Origin of the sequence: Bradyrhizobium sp. 62, assembly GCF_023073035.1 — a bacterium.
Lineage (GTDB): Bacteria > Pseudomonadota > Alphaproteobacteria > Rhizobiales > Xanthobacteraceae > Bradyrhizobium.
Genome location: NZ_JADPIT010000015.1, coordinates 367513 through 382615, shown reverse-complemented (window position 1 = coordinate 382615; position 15103 = coordinate 367513). Strand labels below are relative to the sequence as shown.

Annotated in this window: 22 protein-coding genes; 9 read left to right on the top strand and 13 right to left on the bottom strand. The window is 64.7% G+C overall.

Annotated elements, in window-relative coordinates; all coding sequences use genetic code 11:
- Positions 1-6: 6 nt before the first annotated feature.
- The 3 genes from pdxY to IVB47_RS12230 all read right to left on the bottom strand — a co-directional run bounded on the left by pdxY (position 7) and on the right by IVB47_RS12230 (position 2247).
- A complete protein-coding gene (gene pdxY / locus IVB47_RS12240; RefSeq protein ID WP_247461801.1) occupies positions 7-819 on the bottom strand; it encodes a pyridoxal kinase in 813 nt (270 codons plus the stop codon).
- A 49-nt stretch (positions 820-868) separates the two neighbouring features.
- Positions 869-1510 (bottom strand): FMN-binding negative transcriptional regulator, encoded by a 642-nt coding sequence (locus IVB47_RS12235; protein ID WP_247461799.1) that lies wholly within the window; start codon positions 1508-1510, stop codon positions 869-871.
- A 92-nt stretch (positions 1511-1602) separates the two neighbouring features.
- A complete protein-coding gene (locus IVB47_RS12230) occupies positions 1603-2247 on the bottom strand; it encodes a TetR family transcriptional regulator (protein ID WP_247461797.1) in 645 nt (214 codons plus the stop codon).
- Between the two features lie 97 nt (positions 2248-2344).
- Here IVB47_RS12230 and IVB47_RS12225 point away from each other — a divergent pair, with 97 nt between their 5' ends.
- Together IVB47_RS12225 and IVB47_RS12220 are read left to right on the top strand one after the other, a co-directional pair.
- The gene (locus IVB47_RS12225) at positions 2345-3010 is read left to right on the top strand and encodes a class I SAM-dependent methyltransferase (protein ID WP_247461796.1); all 666 of its coding nucleotides are present in this window, start codon (positions 2345-2347) and stop codon (positions 3008-3010) included.
- Positions 3011-3174: 164 nt separating this feature from the next.
- Positions 3175-3519 (top strand): multidrug efflux SMR transporter, encoded by a 345-nt coding sequence (locus IVB47_RS12220; protein WP_247461794.1) that lies wholly within the window; start codon positions 3175-3177, stop codon positions 3517-3519.
- 70 nt (positions 3520-3589) lie between these two features.
- On the opposite strand, the gene IVB47_RS12215 is transcribed toward IVB47_RS12220, so the two are convergent.
- Positions 3590-3904 (bottom strand): hypothetical protein, encoded by a 315-nt coding sequence (locus IVB47_RS12215; RefSeq protein WP_027569782.1) that lies wholly within the window; start codon positions 3902-3904, stop codon positions 3590-3592.
- Positions 3905-3989: 85 nt separating this feature from the next.
- Complete coding sequence (locus IVB47_RS12210; protein ID WP_027569781.1) at positions 3990-4196, bottom strand: hypothetical protein; 207 nt, start codon at positions 4194-4196, stop codon at positions 3990-3992.
- 108 nt (positions 4197-4304) lie between these two features.
- Here IVB47_RS12210 and IVB47_RS12205 point away from each other — a divergent pair, with 108 nt between their 5' ends.
- Positions 4305-4583 (top strand): DUF3551 domain-containing protein, encoded by a 279-nt coding sequence (locus IVB47_RS12205; protein WP_247461792.1) that lies wholly within the window; start codon positions 4305-4307, stop codon positions 4581-4583.
- A gap of 19 nt (positions 4584-4602) precedes the next feature.
- On the opposite strand, the gene IVB47_RS12200 is transcribed toward IVB47_RS12205, so the two are convergent.
- The 3 genes from IVB47_RS12200 to IVB47_RS12190 all read right to left on the bottom strand — a co-directional run bounded on the left by IVB47_RS12200 (position 4603) and on the right by IVB47_RS12190 (position 8130).
- Positions 4603-4881: a hypothetical protein gene (locus IVB47_RS12200; protein ID WP_027517641.1), complete on the bottom strand. Its 279-nt coding sequence runs from the start codon at positions 4879-4881 to the stop codon at positions 4603-4605.
- 174 nt (positions 4882-5055) lie between these two features.
- On the bottom strand, positions 5056-6042 hold the full coding sequence (locus IVB47_RS12195) for an SH3 domain-containing protein (RefSeq protein ID WP_247461790.1): 987 nt from the start codon (positions 6040-6042) through the stop codon (positions 5056-5058).
- Positions 6043-6207: 165 nt separating this feature from the next.
- The gene (locus IVB47_RS12190; protein WP_247461789.1) at positions 6208-8130 is read right to left on the bottom strand and encodes an FAD-binding monooxygenase; all 1923 of its coding nucleotides are present in this window, start codon (positions 8128-8130) and stop codon (positions 6208-6210) included.
- Positions 8131-8233: 103 nt separating this feature from the next.
- Here IVB47_RS12190 and IVB47_RS12185 point away from each other — a divergent pair, with 103 nt between their 5' ends.
- Together IVB47_RS12185 and IVB47_RS12180 are read left to right on the top strand one after the other, a co-directional pair.
- Positions 8234-8698 carry a MarR family winged helix-turn-helix transcriptional regulator gene (locus tag IVB47_RS12185; RefSeq protein WP_027569777.1) on the top strand — a complete coding sequence of 155 codons (465 nt, stop codon included), beginning with the start codon at positions 8234-8236 and terminating at the stop codon, positions 8696-8698.
- Positions 8699-8876: 178 nt separating this feature from the next.
- Positions 8877-9305, top strand: coding sequence for a hypothetical protein (locus tag IVB47_RS12180; RefSeq protein ID WP_247286284.1), 429 nt, complete (start codon positions 8877-8879; stop codon positions 9303-9305).
- Positions 9306-9312: 7 nt separating this feature from the next.
- On the opposite strand, the gene IVB47_RS12175 is transcribed toward IVB47_RS12180, so the two are convergent.
- Positions 9313-9930 carry a L,D-transpeptidase gene (locus tag IVB47_RS12175; RefSeq protein ID WP_247461787.1) on the bottom strand — a complete coding sequence of 206 codons (618 nt, stop codon included), beginning with the start codon at positions 9928-9930 and terminating at the stop codon, positions 9313-9315.
- A 355-nt stretch (positions 9931-10285) separates the two neighbouring features.
- On the opposite strand from IVB47_RS12175, the gene IVB47_RS12170 reads away from it, so the two are divergent.
- The 4 genes from IVB47_RS12170 to IVB47_RS12155 all read left to right on the top strand — a co-directional run bounded on the left by IVB47_RS12170 (position 10286) and on the right by IVB47_RS12155 (position 12758).
- The gene (locus tag IVB47_RS12170; protein WP_247463142.1) at positions 10286-11305 is read left to right on the top strand and encodes a hypothetical protein; all 1020 of its coding nucleotides are present in this window, start codon (positions 10286-10288) and stop codon (positions 11303-11305) included.
- 379 nt (positions 11306-11684) lie between these two features.
- Positions 11685-11915, top strand: coding sequence for a hypothetical protein (locus IVB47_RS12165; protein WP_007591727.1), 231 nt, complete (start codon positions 11685-11687; stop codon positions 11913-11915).
- Between the two features lie 92 nt (positions 11916-12007).
- Complete coding sequence (locus tag IVB47_RS12160; protein WP_027517634.1) at positions 12008-12397, top strand: hypothetical protein; 390 nt, start codon at positions 12008-12010, stop codon at positions 12395-12397.
- A 109-nt stretch (positions 12398-12506) separates the two neighbouring features.
- Complete coding sequence (locus tag IVB47_RS12155; RefSeq protein WP_247434285.1) at positions 12507-12758, top strand: hypothetical protein; 252 nt, start codon at positions 12507-12509, stop codon at positions 12756-12758.
- 13 nt (positions 12759-12771) lie between these two features.
- Here IVB47_RS12155 and IVB47_RS12150 read toward each other — a convergent pair whose 3' ends face one another.
- The 4 genes from IVB47_RS12150 to minC form a co-directional block, all read right to left on the bottom strand.
- Positions 12772-12957, bottom strand: a complete 186-nt coding sequence (locus tag IVB47_RS12150; RefSeq protein WP_027517632.1) for a hypothetical protein — start codon at positions 12955-12957, stop codon at positions 12772-12774.
- 174 nt (positions 12958-13131) lie between these two features.
- Positions 13132-13413 (bottom strand): cell division topological specificity factor MinE, encoded by a 282-nt coding sequence (minE, locus tag IVB47_RS12145; RefSeq protein ID WP_007591739.1) that lies wholly within the window; start codon positions 13411-13413, stop codon positions 13132-13134.
- Positions 13410-14225: a septum site-determining protein MinD gene (minD, locus tag IVB47_RS12140; protein ID WP_007591740.1), complete on the bottom strand. Its 816-nt coding sequence runs from the start codon at positions 14223-14225 to the stop codon at positions 13410-13412. Before minD ends, minE begins: the two co-directional genes overlap by 4 nt.
- Before the next feature lie 19 nt (positions 14226-14244).
- A complete protein-coding gene (gene minC, locus IVB47_RS12135) occupies positions 14245-14943 on the bottom strand; it encodes a septum site-determining protein MinC (RefSeq protein ID WP_027569772.1) in 699 nt (232 codons plus the stop codon).
- Between the last annotated feature and the right edge of the window lie 160 nt (positions 14944-15103).

Sequence of the window (15103 nt, the reverse complement as noted above, 5' to 3'; positions counted from 1 at the left end):
CACACCTTATCGTCCCGGCGTCGGCAGCGGTACGAGCTGCATCTCGACGGTGCCCGCCTCCTGAGTCCGCACCAGCACTGCAAAGATGGTTTCGACCGCGAGCCGTACCGCCGCCTCGGTCGCTGTGCCCTTGGCCAGATGCGCCGCGATCAGGCCCGTGAGAAGATCGCCGGTGCCTGAGGGGCGGATCGGCAGGCGCGGCGTCGCAAAGCGCGACAACTGACCGTCGGCGCACAGAATCGTTTCCACCTGCCCTTCCGCCGTATCAGTGAGCGTGCAACCGGTGGCGACCACGTCGATGCGGCCGGTCCCGGCCAGCGCCGCGCACGCCGCGCGCAGACCCTGCGCATCTGTGATGTCGAGGCCTGCGAGCAGCCCGAGCTCGAACTGGTTCGGCGTGGTCAGATTGGCGGCCGGCAGCAGCCGGTGCCGGACCACGTCCAGGATGCCGTCGGCGACGTAGACGCGGCCATCGTCGCCGATCACGGGATCGCAGAGATAGACCAGTTTTGAATTGCGGGTCAGCGCCCGCTCGACGAAATCGGCAATGACAGCGGCATTGCCGGACGAACCGAGATAGCCGGTGACGAGGACCGCGGCCTCGTCGACGAGATCGCGCTCCTCGACGCCTCTCAGCAGATCTGCAACGAGCTCGGTCTCCAGCACCCGCCCGCGCAGGGTCGGATAGCGCGGATGGTTCGACAGCAGCGTGGTCGGCACCGCGGCGACATTCACGCCTTCCGCCTGCATGGCATAGGCGGCGGCGCTGTTGCCGACATGGCCGTGGACCACCTGGCTTTGAATGGAGATGACGAGCATGAAAGAGGTCCGTAGGAGTAATCGTCAAGCGAGACAAGGGTCGCCCAGATCACGAATAATCATATCCAAGCCCCGGCCGCAGCGCTTGCATCTTCCGCGCCAGCCGCCGATGCCCGCTCTCCTCCGACCGCGCCAGCCGGCCGGCGACCGCGACGTGATCCGCATCGCTCTTGTGCTGGTTGAGCTTGGCCTGCCCCTCGACGGTATCCACCACGAGATCGATGACGCGAATGGTGGCCAACATGGTCTCGCGCTTGTCCGGCTCCATCTGCGCCAGGTCCCAGGGCGCCTTCGGCAGCCGCGCTTCGGCGACCGCGAGTAGCGCATCGCCGTGCCCGCGGTTCTCGTCGAGCCCGCGCAGATGCGCCACGCCCGACAGGTGCACGGCCTCGTACAGCCAGGTCGAGACGTTGTCGCGCGAAGAATACCAGTCGTTGGAGATGTAGGCATCGTCGCCGGCAACGATCAGCAGAAAGGGCCGCGCGCCATCGGCGAGCGGAACGAGCGGATTCCTGGCGGTGAGATGGATCTGGACGATCGTGCGCCCGTCGCGCTGCTCCAACACGAAGGGCACGTGCGAGGCGCGCGGACCGCGCTCATCCGCCGCGACGATCATGCCGAAGCCGCGCTGGGTTGCGAATTCCAGCGCTTGCTGCTCCTCGATGCGGAATTGGGGGCGGAGGACATGCATGGCGGGGCGCTCGTTAGCGGGCTGGAGGACAAATCGAGGCTAACTCATGATCCGGTCAGATCAGAAGCGATATTGGCCCGCAAACGCGGATATCAGGAATGATCTCGCCGCCGCGCGAGCTCATCGATATAGGCGCAGAACATGTCGGCCATTGCGTCGGCATGATGCGCGATCTCCGCCTCGTTGCGCGGTGTCTCCGAGAACTGCTTGCCGACCTCGCTCAGCGTCGTCTTGATCAGCTCGCCGGCAAGCTCCCGCGTCGCATCCGGCGCCTTGGGCAGGGCCTCCCTCATGAAGGCCGCGACGATGCCTTTACCGGCGGCCCGCGCGTCGTGTGCTTCGGGCGCATCGCGATAGAGCGGCGCGGCGTCGCTGAGGGCCGTGCGGATTGCAGCCTCCTCGCACTCGGAGCGAATGAAGGCGGGGACCAGCGCGCGCAGCCGCACCAGTGGCGGCTTCGCCCGGTCCGCCAGGATGCCGCGCAGGAGCTCGCTCGTGCGCCGCCACTCGTCGCTCTGGAGGCGGAACAGGATCGCCGCCTTGTTCGGAAAATATTGATAGAGCGACCCGACGCTCACCCCGGCTCGCTCGGCCACCCGCGCCGTCGTGAAGCGCTGCGCCCCCTCCTTTGCCAGGACCTGAACAGCCGCGTCCAGAATGGCCGCCACCAGCTCGTTCGAGCGGGCCTGCTGCGGCTGTTTTCGGGAGGAAACTGAACGGCTTCGGCGATCGGCCATGGGGCCCTCGGGCAATGCGAATAGCGAATGCGACGAATTAGTCGTATTTCAATTCTCACGCAAGCACTCGCCTCTCGGCGACATCTGGAGAGTACACATGACCACCCCGACCATCACATCACTTGCGCCACTGCTCGATCGTCTGTTCGACCAGGACGGAGCGGCGCGCGGCGCGATGCGAACCGCCTTCGCCGATGTGACCGACGCCGACCGCGCACGGATGATGCGGAGCAAGACCGCTTACCGCGACCTCTACGGGCGGCTGAAGGACGCACCGCTCGCGGTCTCCCGCGAGACCGGTCACCTGCTTTACATGCTCGCACGCAGCTCCCGCGCCAAAGCGATCGTCGAGTTCGGCACCTCGTTCGGCATCTCGACCCTGCACCTTGCCGCGGGCTTGCGCGACAATGGCGGCGGCCGCCTCATCACCAGCGAATTCGAACCGTCCAAGGCGGCCCGGGCGCGCGAGAACCTCGCGGCCGGCGGGCTGCTGGATCTCGTCGAAATCCGCGAAGGCGACGCGCTGAAGACGCTTCAAGTCGATCTGCCTGATACGATCGATCTCGTGCTACTCGACGGCGCCAAGGCGCTCTACCCCGATGTCCTGGATCTGGTCGAAGGCCATCTCCGGCCAGGCGCGATCATCGTCGCCGACAACGCCGACGACAGCCCTGACTATCTGGCGCGCATGCGGATGCCCGGAAGCGCCTACATGTCCACGGCCTTTGCCGAGGACGTCGAACTCTCCGTGCGGATCAACTAACGCCACGACCAATGAGCCGCCGCGCAAACCATCGCGCGGCGGTTTCGTGCGGCGCTCCTTCGTGTCGCAGGCTCGTCACTGACACGTGATAGCTGGACCCGGGCAAACGTCATATTCCCCGTACCGTGCGGTATCTTTCTTTGCACAATACGCCCGAGCCCGTGATGACTTACGCCTTCAATGCCTACGCAGCGCTTGCCCTCGCTATCGTCCTCGAGGTCACGGCGTCCGCCTTCCTCCAGCAATCCGTGCAGTTCACGCGGCTGTGGCCGACACTGGCGATGGTGCTGTTCTATGTCGCCTCGTTCTACGCGCTGTCGGTCGCGATCCGGGTCATCCCCCTGAGCATCGCCTATGCGATCTGGGGCGGGGTCGGCATCATCCTGACTGCAACGATCTCCTTCGTGCTGTTTCGCCAGATGCTCGACGCTGCGGCCTTCGTCGGCATCGCGCTGATCGTGTCCGGAGTGGTGGTCATCAACCTGTTCTCGGCGACCACGGTGCATTGATGCCGGCAAGCACGGTGTTCACCGGCAAGGCCTTCGGCTTCGCGACGCCCTGCCGGCAGCCGACCCACGCCTACTGGCTTTGCGACGGCTTGGGCGCACGCGGCCCGGATCGCTTCGCGCCAGGCTTGGCCGCAGCTCGCGGCGGCGCCGTGTCGACCGATTCCAGATAGGCGGCAAGCGCCTTGGCTGTGTCCGAACTGGTTGCGTAATGGTCCTTCAGGAACCAGGACAGCGTCAGGTTGAAGCGCCCCTTGGCAAGACCGCGCGGGCTGCGATGGCAGGTCGCGCACCCATCGGCGAAAAGCTTTTGCGGCGACTTGCCGGCATCGAGATTTTGCGCCACGGCAACCGTCGCCGTCAGAACGGCGGCCGCCGCAAGAGTCATCGTTGGAAGAGTCATAGGGGGCGCGATCACGCCACGCCCCAATCGAAATGGCGAAATCAATGTCTTGCCCGGCCCCGTCTTGCGGTCAGGCCGCCAATAGCTGATCGAACTCGGGTGGCGCGTAGGCCTTGCCGTCCTGGTCGGTGATAACGACCTTCCACCCCTCGCTTGCCCAAACCTTTGCCTTCGCCACGATGAGCAAACGGCTCTCGCGGGCAAAACTGCACTTCTCATTGTCGCGTTCTGCGATCATCTTGTAGGCCAATGCGCATCCCCTTAGCGTTGCCTGCACCCGCTCTCGTCGTGGCAGCGGGCTTTGGCGGCAATTCGCCGGGAGCGTGGCAATTTGGTGCCATCCGCGGCAGCATTGTGCCTGGTTCCGATTACGAAGGAGCTTTTCGTGCGCCGCATCATGAATGCGATCCTGCTTGTCATGGGCTGCCTTGGTGCGGGCCTGCTTGGCGCGGCGCCCACAGCGGCTCAGACCTACGATCCGCGCCATCCTGTCTGCATCGAGATCTACACCATCGACGGCCGCAGCATCGATTGCAGCTTTGCGACGATCGCGCAGTGCGCCGCGACCGCCTCCGGGCAATCCGCCCAGTGCTACGCCAATCCCTATGCCACGCAGAGCCGGCAGCTGAGCCCGGTTCCGTCGCCGCCGCGACGAAGCCGATAGCATCAGGTCTGCGCTCCGATCAGTGGACGCGAATGATGTGGGGGCGGCCAAGATCGATCAGCCCCTGCACCGCGGAGAGGCGGTCGTCGAGGGCTGCGATGGTCAGCAACAGATTGTTGCGGCGTTCGTCGAGAAGGCCCATCTCGGCGCCGGAGAGTTTGGTGCTCGATCGCTCCTTGTGAATCACCTCGAGAGATTGGCGCAATCCGGCAATCAGGCCAGACAGCTGCTTGGCTTCCTTGGTCATCGACCGCTTCGCGACATTATGGCGGCGCGTCTCCGCCTGGTTCTGTCTCATCGTCGTCATCCTCCCGTGCCCCGCTGCCCCGAGTGGAATGCTTACAGCTTTGAGTAGACATATTACGATCGATGAAATCTGCCCGCGAAGAAGCTTCTCAAATTGTATGGGCAGGGAACCCGCTCCGGCCCCAGCAGAAAGCCCGGCGCGAGGGCCGGGCTTTCGTTAGCAACTCTAGTGCTTCTGGTGTCCGCCACCGGGACCGCCGGCCGGCGCACCGCCGCCGTGCGGCGCGGCGTTGATGTGAGGAGCGCCGCCGCCACCCCCATGAGGCATCGCAGGCGCAGCCGCGCGCGGCGCCGGCATTTGGGCATGAGCGTTCATCGGCGAGCCGTGGCTGACGTTGGGCTGGGCCACATGCGGCATCGCGGGCCGGCTTGCGGGAGCTGCTGAGACACGCGGCGCCTCATGCGGGCGCGCCATCGGCTGCGCACGCACAGCCGCGCGGTGTGCGGCCTGCTCGTGCATGATGCGGGCTTGTGCATCGCGCGGATTGCGGCCCTGAAGATTGGTCCGCTCATGCGCGATGCGGTCGCTTCGTCCCGCACGGCTCCGGTCCGTCGTCACCGCAGTCCCGTGCCTGGCCATCGCGGCGTCGTGTCGTGAAGTTATGGCATTACGGCCGGAGACCGCAGCCGCGCCCTTCATATTTTCCTTGGCATTCGCACCGCTGCGCCCGAGTGCAACCGCCGCATCGCGCGTTGCCGCGCGGCCGATCCGGGCCGCGCGCGGATCGATCGTCATCCGCGTCGCTTCGCGCTGATGCGAGGTCCAGTAGCTATTCCAGTGGGCATGGCGCCGATACCAGGGCCGCCCCTCATAATAGCTCGACCAGTACGAGGTCAGCACGAAGGGGACGATCGGCACGTCGATCTCGTCGACATAGTCGGGGAGATAGACGTAGTGATTGCGGTAGAGATACTCGAGATATTGCGACGACACCCAGCCACGGTCATCCGAGAAGCTCACGTCGCACCAGGCTTTGCCGCGCAGGCAACCATGGATATCGACGCGGGCGCCCTCGGGGATGCGATCGACCAGGGGAAAGCCCGAACCCGGCCCGGCGCGCAGGCCGGTCGAGACGGTGACCATACCCGGAGCGGCCAGCGCGGCCGTCGGGGCGAGCAGCAATGCGGCTAACAACACGCTTCGGAATTTCATGGCGTAGTCCTCCTCTTTCGAGTCGGAACGCGCAAGCGGAACGGGCGTTCCGCGAACGAAGGTCTCATCCGTCGAAAGATCGAGACTAGTGCCGCGCGCGGTTCAATATTCATTCGCCGTTCATCGACATCGCGCGCACGCGCGAGTGTGTGCGCCGCCGTCCCGTCAGTTCACTTGCTGCATAAAACCGTCGAAGTACGCAGCAAGCGCAGCAAAATGATCGAGCGGCAGCACGGTCGCGACATACTGATCCGGCCTCACCACGACCATGCAGCCGGCCTTACGATCGATACCGCGCATCGCGAAAACGTCTTGGCCATTCTTGAGGTCCGGACAGAACATTTTCTCGTAGTCGATGAGGCCGTACCGGCCCTTGCGCGGAAGCAACAGCGCGGGCATCGCATCGACGGCGAGCTCGCGATGATCCTGCTGGAAGACCGCCCGCAGGTCGATCACGCCGTCGATGTCGGCGGCCACGGGCGTATAACGCCGGACCGGGGACTCCCGCGCCTCGGAGAGAAAATTGCACAATGCGCGTATAGCCGAGCCGGCTGTTGCCGGATCCTCAGCGCCGGAGAAAGCGTATATGCGAAAGCGGCCATCCGCGGACGCTGCGTGACCGAGATGCACCGGCTTGGCATCCGCAAGCCGGATCACGGGTGCGGAATGAAAGCGCGTGCCGATGACGAGGCCTTGCGCGAGCTGCTGGTGGGACGTCGCTCCGGTCAGAACCGACGGGCGGTAATGCGTCGCCGTGCCCGCGGTGTAGCGACCGTGCCTGACGAAATAGTCCTGCGTCCTGGCGGCATCGGCGCCGCCGGCCTTGGCGGCGGACGCAAGAATCCCAGCCCATTCGCGGTCGAAATCGATCAGCTCTTTCGCAACGGCCTGGCGCTCGGCCGAATAGGAATGCAGCAGGCTTGGCGCAGACTGCTTCCGCAAAACGGCAGCGAGCTTCCAGCCGAGATTGAAGGCGTCTTGCATCGAGACGTTCATGCCCTGCCCCGCCTTCGGGCTGTGGGTGTGGCAGGCATCGCCGGCGATGAAGATCCGCGGCAGACGCTTAGCGATCTCGGTCCCCGGCACGTCGTCGAACTTGTCGGTCAGTCGCTGGCCGATCTCGTAGACCGACCACCACGCGATCTCCTTCACATCCAGCGTGTGCGGCTTGAGGATCCGCTGCGCCTTCGCGATCACGTCATCGGCGGTGATGTTGCGATTGGCGACGCGCTCGCCGATGTCGAGCTTGGCGAGCTCGACATAGAGGCGGACCATGTAACCGCCCTCGCGCGGAATGATCAGCAGGCTGCCGTCCTTCGCCGACTGGATCAGGGCCTTGAAGCGGATGTCCGGAAAATCGGTCACCGCCAGCACGTCCATCACGCCCCAGGCATGATTGGCGGAATCGCCGAGCAACTCGCGGCCGATCGATTTGCGCACTGTGCTGCGGGCGCCGTCGCAGCCGACGACGTAGCGCGCCTTGATCGTCTCTATCTTGCCCTCGTTCTCGGCATCGAGCCGTTCGAGCCGCGCCGTCACGGCATGGTCGGCGGGACCCGCGGCCGGATCGACCTGAAGGTCGAGCAGGCGCCGGCTGTAATGGGGCTCGAGGCTGGCGGGCGCTTTGCGCATGACGTCGAGAAAACCGTCATGAATGCGCGCCTGGTTGAGAATGACGTGCGGGAATTCCGACAAGCCGTCCTCGACGTCCTGCACCCGGCCGCTGCGGACGATATGTTCTGGCAGCCGCTCGTCCGGCTTCCAGAATGTCGTCTCGTTCACCCAACAGGCTTCCTTGAGGACGCGCTCGCTGAATCCGAAGGCGTGAAACATCTCCATGGTGCGGCATGCGATGCCGTCGGCCTGCCCGACCAGCAAGCGGTCCGGCTTCTGCTCGACGATGCAGGTCTTGATGTCATCAAACTGCGCAAGCTGGGCCGCAAGCGTCAGGCCCGCAGGACCACAGCCGACGATGAGGACATCGACCTCTTCAGGCACGGCGCCCGTTGCGCCAGAAGGCTGAATGCGCGCGGCGGGATCTGCGATTTCAGGGTCGCCCGGCTGAAATCCATTGAGATGGAATTGCATGAGCACCTCTCCCGCCGATGTTCTGTTTGGATATTGCTCAGTATGCTGACTATCAGTATACTTGTCAATGATCCCGGCCGTCCTACCCCAACGGAGAAATTCGGTGAAAGACAACAACGACATGCCCGGACATCTGGCGCGCCGTTTCCAGCAGATCGCGGTCGCGGTGTTTCTGGCCGAGGTCGAGGATGCCGGCTTCGACCTCACGCCGGTGCAATACGCCGCGCTCGCGACCATCAAGGCCAATCCGGGGCTCGACCAGGTGACGCTCGCAGGATTGATTGCCTACGACCGCACCACCATCACCGGCGTGATCGACCGCCTCGTGCAGAAGGGGCTCGCGGAGCGCCGCGCCTCGCGCCGCGACCGTCGTGCCCGCGAGCTCGAGATCACCGACGAAGGCCGCCGCACCCTGCGCAAGATCACGCCGGCCGTCGAATCCGCGCAACGCATCATGTTGCGTGGCCTCAGCGCGAAGGAAGGTGAGGATCTGATGCGGCTGTTGCACAAGGCCATCGCCGCCGGCAACGAGCTCAGCCGCGCCCCGTTGCGCGAGGTGCAGGCATAGAGCGTTTTCGAGCGAAGGGGCACCGCTTCGCGTCAAGAAAACGCGCCACGACAGAAAGCCCCGTAATTCTACCCCTCATTGTCGCAGTATCGCGAAACCAGGAACTAACCTTCGGCTGTTACGGTCGGCGGCATTCGGCGTTTAACGCGCGATTAACTTTGCCGGTCTGGAGTTTCGGATGTTCAGGTTCCTCATTGCGGCGGCGGCGATCGCGCTCTCGGCCGCTCCGGCGCTCGCGAATGGCCATGGCGGCGGCGATGCCCCTCCTCCGCCGAAGCCCGCGACCTCACCGGCGAAAGTGATCCTGACCAAGCAGGGCCCCACGCTCGTCGACCTCAACGGCATGACGCTCTACTATTACGAGCGCGATACCACCGGCAAGACATCGAACTGCAACGGAAAATGCGTCGAGAGCTGGATTCCGCTCTCCGCAACAGCCGATGCCAAGGCGATCGGCGATTTCACCGTGATCAACCGCAACGACGGCAGCAAGATGTGGGCATATCGCTATCGTCCGCTCTACACCTCGCCGGCCGACAAGGCGCCGGGCGAGGCCAACGGCAATGCCACGACGCTGCAATGGCGCATCGCCCGTCCCGAGAACTAGGGCGACCTCACCCGCGCCAGCTGGGCCGCGCCTCGACCTGCGCGTTCTGTCCGGGCGGCAGCACCACGACCATTGAATTGAGCTTCACCCGGTCATAGAGATCGATCACGTCCTCGTTGCGCATCCGGATGCATCCGGACGAGATCGCCTGCCCGATATATTCCGGCTGGTTGGTGCCGTGGATGCGGTAGAGCGTGTCCTTGTTGCCGGCATAGAGATAGATGCCCCGCGCGCCGAGCGGATTGGCGGGACCGCCGGGCACGCGCGCCGGATAGGGTCCGAGCCGCGCCTGGATGTCCGCCGTCGGAACCCAGTCCGGCCATTCCGCCAGACGACCGACCCGCGCGACCCCGGAGAACGCCATGGCTTCCTCGCCGACCGCAACGCCGTAGCGGATCGCCTTGCCTTCGGGCAGCACGAAATAGAGATAGCGCGCATCGGTATCGACCAGGATCGTGCCCGGCTGCTCCTTGCGCGGATAATCGACGATATGACGGAGATATTGCGCGGGCACGTTCGCCTGCGCGTACGGCGTATGCGCCAGCAACTGCCGGTCGCGCGGCGTCATGCTCGCATCTGTCGATGGCGAAAGCGTTGTCTGCATGCAGCCGCCCAACGGAAGCATGGCAAGGACGAATAGAACGAATAAGGATCTTGGCACCGCCGGCCCCGATAGCGATAGCAGCACCCCCAGCAACACCAGATGCTGCCAAAATCGTGCTGAAAACAAGGCATTGCGGAACAATTGCGCGTGTTTGATCAACCAGGTTCCATCACCACAAACGGCGCAAGAGCGTCGCACAGTCTCCATCCCCTCGCCTTGCTTTGGTCAAACCCGGCTGGACTCGTGCGTCATGTGCTTGGGCCTCGGGGAATTGGATGGGCTCACCTCACGGATCTGCTCGCGCGAATGCGGACGGCCAACACTTCAACTACTCAACAACTGGGCTTCAAAACACCCAGGCTTCAAAGGAGCTGCGATGCTCGCGACGCTGAACTCTCGGCAAATCGTCGATGAGATCGTGAAGGACACGGTCACGAACAACGACCCGCACGACGCCGTGCAGATTTCGCCTGACGTTGTGCTGGCCTCGCGCCCTCTCAGCGTCGCGCCCGCGCTCGCGCCTGAGATTACGGCCCGTCCGGAGCCCAAGATAGATCCGGCGTTCACGCTGAAGTCCAGAACGAATCCGGAGCCGAAGTTCAGTCCCCTCGTGGAGCCGCAGGCGGCAGCGCCCTCGGTCGACACCGCCGTGCGCGTCGCGGCCAGTGATGGTCTCAGCCGGCAGAAGCGCTCCTCAGCCGGCAAATGGCTGCGCGGCGCGTTCGTCACGATGCTGTTTGCGGGCGGAAGCGCGGCCGCCACTGTCGCCTGGGAGAAACATGGCGACACCGCAAGACAGATGCTCGCCGAATGGACCCCGGCATTGTCGTCGCTGCTGCCGTCGACCTCGCACTCGGCACCGGTCGCCGCCGCACAAGCCGCGGCGCCTGCGGACCAGGCTGCAACGGATCAAGCCGCCACGGATCAAGCAACCGATCAATCTGCGGCTCCGCCCGCAACCCAGCTTGCAGCAGCGGTGCCCGCGGCAGCACAATCCGATCCTGTACAATCGGTGCAGTCGATGACGCGCGATCTCGCCGCGATGGCGCAACAGATCGAGCAGCTCAAGGCCAACATCGCCGAGTTGAAGGCCGGGCAGGAGCAGATGGCACGCGAGATGGCGAAGCCGCCCGCGCAGAAGCCGGTGGCCGATGCCAAGCCGCGCATCGATCCGCGCGCGCAAATGTCCGCGCTGCCGCCGCGACCCGCGGCGCCGCCGGTTCGCAAGCCCAAGCCGGTCGTGTCGCACACCTACATGCCGGCTTATTCGCCCGCGCCGCTCGCTCCGCCGCCGCCTTCGCAGGCTGCCGCAGTCCCACCGCCAGCTGCCATGACGACGCAAGCCGTTGCCGACGACGACGGACCTGTCGTACGCCCGCCAATGCCGCTGCGCTGAACGATCGTCACGCGATGACACGAAAGCGTCGCGCCAGCGATGCTGTCCGAGTCGATATGATGCGTTGACTCCGGATGACTACGGGACGCGGCGCTTCGATCGTTCTCGATCAAGAGAAAAGGCCGTCGGGATTTATGCCGGCGGCCTTCTCTTGCAGCTGCCGGTTCCCGGAGCCCGGTTCTGCTGCAATTCCATGCCTCATGATCACGCCGACATATTTAATAAAATCTTAACACGCTTGAATGCTGCACATCATTTCTGCGCCATAAGCACAGAGATTGCGCGCGCCGTTCATTCGATAAACATCGACTCAGTGGTACCATCGGTCATGTGTTGAAACGTCCACCCGAAGCTCAATTCGTCACACCGGGGAATTCGGATGCCCTACTATTCCTTCGATCTCGTGGTTGGTGAAGAGTTCAAGAACCAGGGCGGCATCATCCTCGAAGACATCGAGGTCGCCTCCGATCGCGCCGTTCAACTGGCCACCGAGCTGTCGCAGGTGAAGCCCGAGCTGCAAAGCAAGGGTTGCGCTGTGCGCGTCACCGACCGCGATCACAAAGAGGTCTATCGCACGCCGCTCGATCCGGTGCCGGCCTGGCGGCGCTAGCCCGCGGGCCGTCTTCGCAGCCGCACGCTATCCCCATTGCGGACCGGCGCGGCAGCCGCTAGCCTTCCCGAAAATTCGGGGAGGTACCAAGGATGCGCACTGGTTTTCTGATGACGGCCCTGTTGCTGCTGGCGGCGCCGGCCCAAGCGGCCGACCATCCACGTTCGACCTATGTCACGTTGGTCTTGCAGGCCTTCGCCGCCAAGGTCGAATGTCCCGGCACCGACGTCGTCTACCAGGATCTGGTGCAGAAGGCGGAGCAGATGCAGCTGCCCGAAGGCACCACCGAGAAGGTCCGCAAGGCAATCGCGTGGATGCACACCGGCGGCAAATTGGGCGAGAAGCAGGACGACGATCTGATGGCCGAGGTCGCGGTGGCCACCCAGGCGACCGACCTCAACCAACGCCGCCTCGGCATGCCCAGCTGGTGCGAGGCCCAGAAGACCAACCTCGCCGGCCTGATCCGCAGCAAGGGCGGCTAGCGTTGTCGCGCGGCGTTAAGCACGCCGCGCCGGAACTTTTGCTTCGGCCAATAATCGTCACAATCCTCGCCAGCATGCGGCTCTCTTCGAATTCGAACAGGGGAGCCCCATGCGGATCAACCATGTCCTTCTCGCCGTGGCGTTTGCCGTCGCCACGATCCTGACTGCGCCCGTGCTGGCGAAGAATTCCGACGCCCAGAAGGGTGAGGACAAATCGACCTCGCCGTCATCGTGCAGCGCTTATCAGCAGGCGCCGGACGGCTCGTGGGAGCCGCTGCCTTGCAAGGAAACGGGCGAGCGCTCCCAGCCGCAGACGCAGCATCGTACGTCGCCGCAGGGAGCCGACCGCGGGGAGCGTTGAACGCGCGGGAGTGTCAGCTCTGGTGCGGACCGCGAATGATCTTCATCGCGTCGGCGAGGTGACGCCACTCTTTGGCTTCATCGGCCTCGCCGCGGCCCTCGCAAGCCCTGGCCTGTTCCGCGGCCTTCGCGATCGCCGCGAAACCGTGCTGTTCCAACATCTGGCGCGCGACGGTGTGGACCTGGACCTCGGTCATCATGGGCGTTCTCCCGTTTGACGAAACCGCGGTGCATCGCGCCGCCGCGGGTTGTTCACAACGATTGAGCCCCGGACCTCGTTCCGTAGCGTTCACTCGACGCGCAAAAGGCGGCCCGCTATGCCCAGCGGACCGCCTTCTCACCCACCCCAAATTCAAAGCGTCGCGGCCGAAATCCTACCCGGCCGCCGCGCGCTTGCGCTCGAAATCGTTGGGCACCTCGATATCGACCTCGAGGGTCGAGACCTCGTCGCCGCGATCGAGCCGGACGATGACCTTGGTCGGGTCCAGCGTGACGTGCCTGGAGACGACCGCGAGAATTTCCTCACGCAGCACACCGAGCAGATCGGGCTGGCCGCGCAGTCCGCGTTCATGGGCAAGCAGGATCTGCAACCGTTCGCGCGCGACGGGTGCAGAGGCCTTGTTGCCGCGGAGAAGCCGAAGCAAACCCATGCTCATGCGGCCCTCCTTCGCAGCAGGCGGTCCATGAAGCCCTTGCGCTCGGTCGGCACCTGCATCGGCACGGTGTCGCCGCACAGCCGCCGCGCCGCGTCGATATAGGCCCGCGCCGGAGCACCTTCCGCGTTCGACAGCGTCACCGGCGTGCCGACATTGGAGGCGCGCAGCACGTCCTGGCTCTCCGGGATGATGCCGAGCAAGGGCGTTGCGAGGATCTCGAGGATGTCCTCGATGGTTAGCATCTCGCCGCGCGCGGCGCGCGAGGGATCATAGCGGGTGATGAGAATGTGCTTCTCGACCCGCTCGCCCTTCTCGGCCCGCACCGTCTTGGAATCGAGCATGCCGATGATGCGATCGGAATCGCGCACCGAGGAGACTTCCGGATTGGTGACGATCACGGCCTCGTCGGCAAAGCGCATCGCCATGGAGGCGCCGCGCTCGATGCCGGCAGGGCTGTCGCAGATCACCCAGTCGAAACGGCTGCGCAGATCGTCGATGACCTTGCCCACGCCCTCTTCGGTCAGCGCGTCCTTGTCGCGGGTTTGCGAGGCCGGCAGCAGCCAGAGGTTCTCCAGCCGCTTGTCCTTGATCAGCGCCTGCGGCAGCTTTGCGACGCCCTGCACCACGTTGATGAGGTCGAACACGACGCGGCGTTCGGCGCCCATCACGAGGTCGAGGTTGCGCAAGCCGACGTCGAAATCGACGACCACGACCTTTTCGCCGCGTTGCGCGAGCGCAGCTCCCAGCGCGGCGGTCGTCGTGGTCTTGCCGACGCCCCCCTTGCCTGACGTCACGACCAGTACCTTGGCCATCTCTCAAATCTCCTTCTGGTCAGTTCAGCGCAGTAATTCGCATGGTGTTGCCCTGGAGCCAGGCCTGAGCCGGCTTGCCGCGCAGGGCCGCGTCGATATCGTCGGCGGTCTGGTAAAAACCATCGATTGCAAGCAGTTCTGCCTCGATCTTCTGACAATAGATGCGTGCGCTCGTGTGGCCGTTCACGCCCGCCATGGCACGGCCGCGCAGCGCGCCGTAGATGTGAATGGAGCCGCCGGCAACGACCTCGGCGCCGGAGCCGACAGAACCCAAAATGGTGACGTCGCCTTCGGGAAAGATCACGGTCTGGCCGGAGCGCACGGGGCTTTCGAGCAGCAGCGAAGTCGGCTTGGTCTCGACCTTTGCCTCAACCTTCTTGGGCGCACTCGGCTCGACCACGCAGCTCCGCCCGCCCGACAGCAGCGGCGGCATCATGGGGGTCAGCCGGCCCTCCTCCACGCCCTCGATCCCGAGCACGCGGATGTTGCGGTCCTGAAGGCTGGTGAGCAGATGGCCGATGCCGGACTGACTGAGATCGACCGAGGACAGGTCGATCACCACGGGGCGGCCGGCGAAGAAGCCCGGCGAGCGCGCGATGGTGGTGTCGATCTCCTGCAGCCAGTCCTGGATGGGAACCGTCGGCACGAACACGAAGGCCACATAGGAGCGCCCGCGCAGGCGAACCATTTGGCGTTGAGGTTTTACTGCAGCCTCCATAGCGGCCGACTCGTTCCCTGTTATTGAATGGTTAACGATGCCGCCGATATGGTTAATGGCCGGTTAATTTCTCCGTGGGGTTACGTGGGATGTTGGTGGGCCGCGATGAGCCGGCGGGCATTGGGCGAGCGTCAGGCAGACGCTCTCGCCCAACGCGCTG

Bases quoted from the DNA above. Each gene is read 5' to 3' on its own strand.
- IVB47_RS12220 (WP_247461794.1), top strand. From the start codon at position 3,175: ATGACTTACGCCTTCAATGCCTACGCAGCGCTTGCCCTCGCTATCGTC.
- IVB47_RS12200 (WP_027517641.1), bottom strand. From the start codon at position 4,881: ATGAGACAGAACCAGGCGGAGACGCGCCGCCATAATGTCGCGAAGCGG.
- IVB47_RS12165 (WP_007591727.1), top strand. From the start codon at position 11,685: ATGCCCTACTATTCCTTCGATCTCGTGGTTGGTGAAGAGTTCAAGAAC.
- IVB47_RS12195 (WP_247461790.1), bottom strand. From the start codon at position 6,042: ATGAAATTCCGAAGCGTGTTGTTAGCCGCATTGCTGCTCGCCCCGACG.
- minE (WP_007591739.1), bottom strand. From the start codon at position 13,413: ATGAGCATGGGTTTGCTTCGGCTTCTCCGCGGCAACAAGGCCTCTGCA.
- IVB47_RS12235 (WP_247461799.1), bottom strand. From the start codon at position 1,510: ATGCATGTCCTCCGCCCCCAATTCCGCATCGAGGAGCAGCAAGCGCTG.
- pdxY (WP_247461801.1), bottom strand. From the start codon at position 819: ATGCTCGTCATCTCCATTCAAAGCCAGGTGGTCCACGGCCATGTCGGC.
- IVB47_RS12160 (WP_027517634.1), top strand. From the start codon at position 12,008: ATGCGCACTGGTTTTCTGATGACGGCCCTGTTGCTGCTGGCGGCGCCG.
- IVB47_RS12155 (WP_247434285.1), top strand. From the start codon at position 12,507: ATGCGGATCAACCATGTCCTTCTCGCCGTGGCGTTTGCCGTCGCCACG.
- IVB47_RS12175 (WP_247461787.1), bottom strand. From the start codon at position 9,930: ATGCTTCCGTTGGGCGGCTGCATGCAGACAACGCTTTCGCCATCGACA.
- minC (WP_027569772.1), bottom strand. From the start codon at position 14,943: ATGGAGGCTGCAGTAAAACCTCAACGCCAAATGGTTCGCCTGCGCGGG.
- IVB47_RS12150 (WP_027517632.1), bottom strand. From the start codon at position 12,957: ATGATGACCGAGGTCCAGGTCCACACCGTCGCGCGCCAGATGTTGGAA.
- IVB47_RS12230 (WP_247461797.1), bottom strand. From the start codon at position 2,247: ATGGCCGATCGCCGAAGCCGTTCAGTTTCCTCCCGAAAACAGCCGCAG.
- IVB47_RS12180 (WP_247286284.1), top strand. From the start codon at position 8,877: ATGTTCAGGTTCCTCATTGCGGCGGCGGCGATCGCGCTCTCGGCCGCT.
- minD (WP_007591740.1), bottom strand. From the start codon at position 14,225: ATGGCCAAGGTACTGGTCGTGACGTCAGGCAAGGGGGGCGTCGGCAAG.
- IVB47_RS12215 (WP_027569782.1), bottom strand. From the start codon at position 3,904: ATGACTCTTGCGGCGGCCGCCGTTCTGACGGCGACGGTTGCCGTGGCG.
- IVB47_RS12225 (WP_247461796.1), top strand. From the start codon at position 2,345: ATGACCACCCCGACCATCACATCACTTGCGCCACTGCTCGATCGTCTG.
- IVB47_RS12170 (WP_247463142.1), top strand. From the start codon at position 10,286: ATGCTCGCGACGCTGAACTCTCGGCAAATCGTCGATGAGATCGTGAAG.
- IVB47_RS12190 (WP_247461789.1), bottom strand. From the start codon at position 8,130: ATGCAATTCCATCTCAATGGATTTCAGCCGGGCGACCCTGAAATCGCA.